The organism is Salinibacter sp. (assembly GCF_042218895.1).
GTDB lineage: Bacteria > Bacteroidota > Rhodothermia > Rhodothermales > Salinibacteraceae > Salinibacter.
On sequence record NZ_JBDGQQ010000033.1, the window covers coordinates 1 to 3,430 of the forward strand.

The following is a 3,430-nucleotide window of genomic DNA, read 5'->3' on the forward strand; positions in this document are numbered from 1 at the left end:
AAGGGTTGCGTCTCGGCCCTGCCCTTCGGTAGGTTCTATTTGCACTTTTGCCCAGAAACAGCACCCAGCGTTATGAACAAAGCAGTCGGAGCGGTCTTCACCACACTCATCCTGACCCTGCTTGGCACGCCCGAGGCCGTCTTCGCGTACGGGGGGCCCGGAAGCGTCATCTCCGGCATCGGTGCCCTCCTTGCCGCCATCGGAGCGCTCCTAGCCGCCCTCTTTGGCTTTGTCTGGTATCCGCTGAAGCGGCTCTACGGCTCGCTGTTCGGGGAGGAGCAGGAGGAGGAAGCCGCCGTGGAGACCGCCAGTGAGTAAGTTCTCGGCCGTTCTTCCCATTTCCCTGCCCCGATGGACTTTGAGGAGCGCTACAGCTGGTCCGACCGTCTGCTTCACCGCGTTGCGTTTCGGTTGGGACTCGCGCAGCGTACGTTGGCCGACGTGGAGGAGGCCCTCTACGGAGACGCGATCCGGGACACTTCGGTCGACGATCCGGTGTTTGTCACCGCGCTCCCCCGGGCCAGCACCACCATCCTGCTCCGTCTTCTGTGGCGGACCGGCCGCTTCGCCACGCATACGTACCAGGACATGCCGTTCATTCTGTGCCCGATGATCTGGCGACGCTTTGCCGGACGCTTCGACGGGGAGGAGACGACCCGAGAACGGGCCCACGGCGATGGAATCGAGATCTCGGAGCGAAGCCCGGAGGCCTTCGAGGAGATGGTGTGGAAGCACTTTTGGCCTGAGCACTACCGGAGGGACCACATCCGACCCTGGTGTCCGGGCGATCAAAACCGGGAGTTCGGCGCGTTTTTCGAGACGCACATGCGCAAGGTCCTCGCCATCCACCAGAACGGGGAGTCGGAGGCACTTCGCTACCTCTCCAAGAACAACCTCAACATTTCGCGCCTGGCGGCCCCGCCGTCTGTCCTCCAGGGAGGAACGTTCGTCATCCCGTTCCGGGACCCGCTCCAGCAGGCAGCCTCGATGCAGCGGCAGCACCGCCGGTTCCTGCAGATCCACGAGGAGGACGACTTCGTCCGCGAGTACATGGAGGCAATTGGGCACCACGAGTTTGGGGAGGGCCTCAAACCCGTCAACTTTGGGAACTGGCTTCACGAAGATCCGGGCGATCCGGACGACCTCGATTTCTGGCTCCGGTACTGGACGGCGGCGTACCAGTTCGTCCTGGAGCACGCAGGAGACTCGGCGGTTCTGGTGTCCTACGCCCGGCTCACCGACGAGCCAGCGTCGGCCCTGGAGGACCTAGCCGACACGTTGGGCATAGAGACCGAGCTCCTGACGAAGCAGTCCGATCGGTTGCGTCCCCCCAGAACGCACGAGGTAAGCGCGGCGGAGCTTCCCGCGCCGGTTCGGCAGGCGGCAGAGGCGACCCACGAGCGGCTGCGCAAACGGGCAACCGTGTGAGACGCATCCGCCTCCTGGCTATGGTCTCTTCTTGCTCTCTCGGCCGGGAGCGCTCATTCACGTCCCAGCGCGATGCACCGTCGAAGCGGGAGGGATCGTCTGACGTGGCTTAGACCCTGAGGCAGCGTAGCGCGGCCGTGATCGACATCCACGAGGAGGTCTGGCCGTTTGTAAGCGGTCCTCCAGTCTGGACGTGGACGTTGGTCTGTCCGTGAGGGCGCCAATCGGCTCGCTTGGTAATGACGAGCAGGCCGTGCACCGATTGTGGATAACTGACGTAGACAACCAGCGGCTGCTCCAGAAGCACCACAATAACAGATTACGAATCTGGGCTGAGCGGGCCTCAGCTTCATGTTTTCCCCCTTTCCAGACAAGTCTGTTATTGGGAAAAGATGCGCGGGCGTTGTGTACATCTTGTGGATAACGTCTGACGGGCGTGAGCCGGGGGCTGCTCGGTGCTGGTCGGAAAGTTGCTGTTATTGACCCAAATATCGGGCGAGTGGTCCCCCCGTTGAGCACCACCAGGACTAGGTTTCCATGAGGCCCCGCTGTCCACTCGGAGAGGCGTTCGGATCTACTCACCGTCCGCCGACCCCTGAAGCCGCTGGAGATGTTTTCGGATTTTTTCGATCTGCTGCTCTACGTCCTCGTCTTCCCCGTGAAGCTCTTCCTGGAGCCGCCTGTTCTCCTCGTGGAGCTGTTCATTTTCGTCGTGGAGCCTGTCGCTTTCTTCACGAAGGTGCTCGATCTCATCTTGGAGCTTTCCATTTTCCTCGTGGAGGCGATCGTGTTTCTCTCGAAGCCGCTTGTTTTCGTCGCGGAGCTGTTCGATCTCCTCGCAGAGCCGTTCGACTTCTCCACGAAGCTCCCTGAGCTCGTCGGGGGATGGTGAGACTGTGGTGAGTTCCTCTACGCTTCCGGCAGTGGCTGGAGGATCCGTTTCCGGAGTCTCTTCGAACTGCTGGCCTTTCAGATCCTGGAGTTCATTGTGTAGTTCATTCCGCGCTTCCTCGGTGCGCCGAAGCCGGTCGGAAAGCAATGACCACACCATTCCTCCTCCGGCGAGGCTGCCGGCTACGCCTCCGAGGAGAAGCCACCATACAAAGCCCACGCTCAGTTCCCTGGACGAACCCGAGGACGCTGGTTCCTCTACTTGCGAGTCCGCTTCCCTAGCATCAGGTCCCCCCGACTCGGAATCTCCCGACGCAGACTCTGTGCCCGGAATAGAGGTCGTCTTCGGAGTGGCGTCTGCGTCCGAGTCGGCCCTCATTTCCCGTCTCAGCCGAAAGACGGCCCGGTATCGCCGCTGTGCCTCTGGGGGCGCCGGGCCCATCGTCATCCGGCCAGACTGGACGGCGTCGAACCCGGGGACGAATCTCTCACCGGTGTTGACGTAGCTTTCGTAGAGCGAGTCCGCGGGTGTTCGGGCCAGGACGTAGAGGATCTCCCCGGACTGTGCGGTTCGCGCGTACCGTCGAGGCGTCCGTCCATCGCTTACAAGCCGGAAGGTCGTGTCGCGACGACGGAGGCGCGTCAGCACCCGATGAGTGAGTTCTTTCCGGGAGACGCCCGCGTTCTTAAGCGTGTGGGCGCGGTCCGCTGAGTGTCGGATGACGACTACGGTCGTCTGGGGGGGCAGAGGAATGCCCTCGATAAGCCCCTGCCCCGGCCCTTCAACCCGATGCTGAAGCTGAAGGGAAACCTGTGCAGAAGCGGGACTGGCCGCGGCTGTAAGCAGCAAAAGAAGCAAGACTCCCGTGCGGCACGAAAGTGGGGCTGGACCGGAGCGATTCGGCAGGGTAGAGGACATCTCGCGGGCAACGAGGGTGGTGGGAGGCCGACGCGATCTGGCAGAGACAGTGCACGGTATGTGCGAGACAGTTCCGGTTTTTTAGTATACCTCGTGAAACCTATGACCGAAACCTGCACAATATAAAAATACATTGTGGTCACGGCTGAGGACCTCAACCAGGGACCCGCACCCGAAGCGAAGCATCCGTAT

The 3,430-nt window shown here is 61.9% G+C and carries 3 protein-coding genes; 2 read left to right on the plus strand and 1 reads right to left on the minus strand.

Features of this window, described 5'->3' with window-relative positions:
• Positions 1-72: 72 nt before the first annotated feature.
• Together ABEL04_RS03555 and ABEL04_RS03560 are read left to right on the plus strand one after the other, a co-directional pair.
• Positions 73-318 carry a hypothetical protein gene (locus tag ABEL04_RS03555; RefSeq protein WP_375801009.1) on the plus strand — a complete coding sequence of 82 codons (246 nt, stop codon included), beginning with the start codon at positions 73-75 and terminating at the stop codon, positions 316-318.
• Positions 319-351: 33 nt separating this feature from the next.
• On the plus strand, positions 352-1,428 hold the full coding sequence (locus tag ABEL04_RS03560) for a hypothetical protein (protein WP_375801010.1): 1,077 nt from the start codon (positions 352-354) through the stop codon (positions 1,426-1,428).
• A gap of 574 nt (positions 1,429-2,002) precedes the next feature.
• Here the strand turns inward: ABEL04_RS03560 and ABEL04_RS03565 are convergent.
• Complete coding sequence (locus ABEL04_RS03565; RefSeq protein ID WP_375801011.1) at positions 2,003-3,238, minus strand: hypothetical protein; 1,236 nt, start codon at positions 3,236-3,238, stop codon at positions 2,003-2,005.
• Between the last annotated feature and the right edge of the window lie 192 nt (positions 3,239-3,430).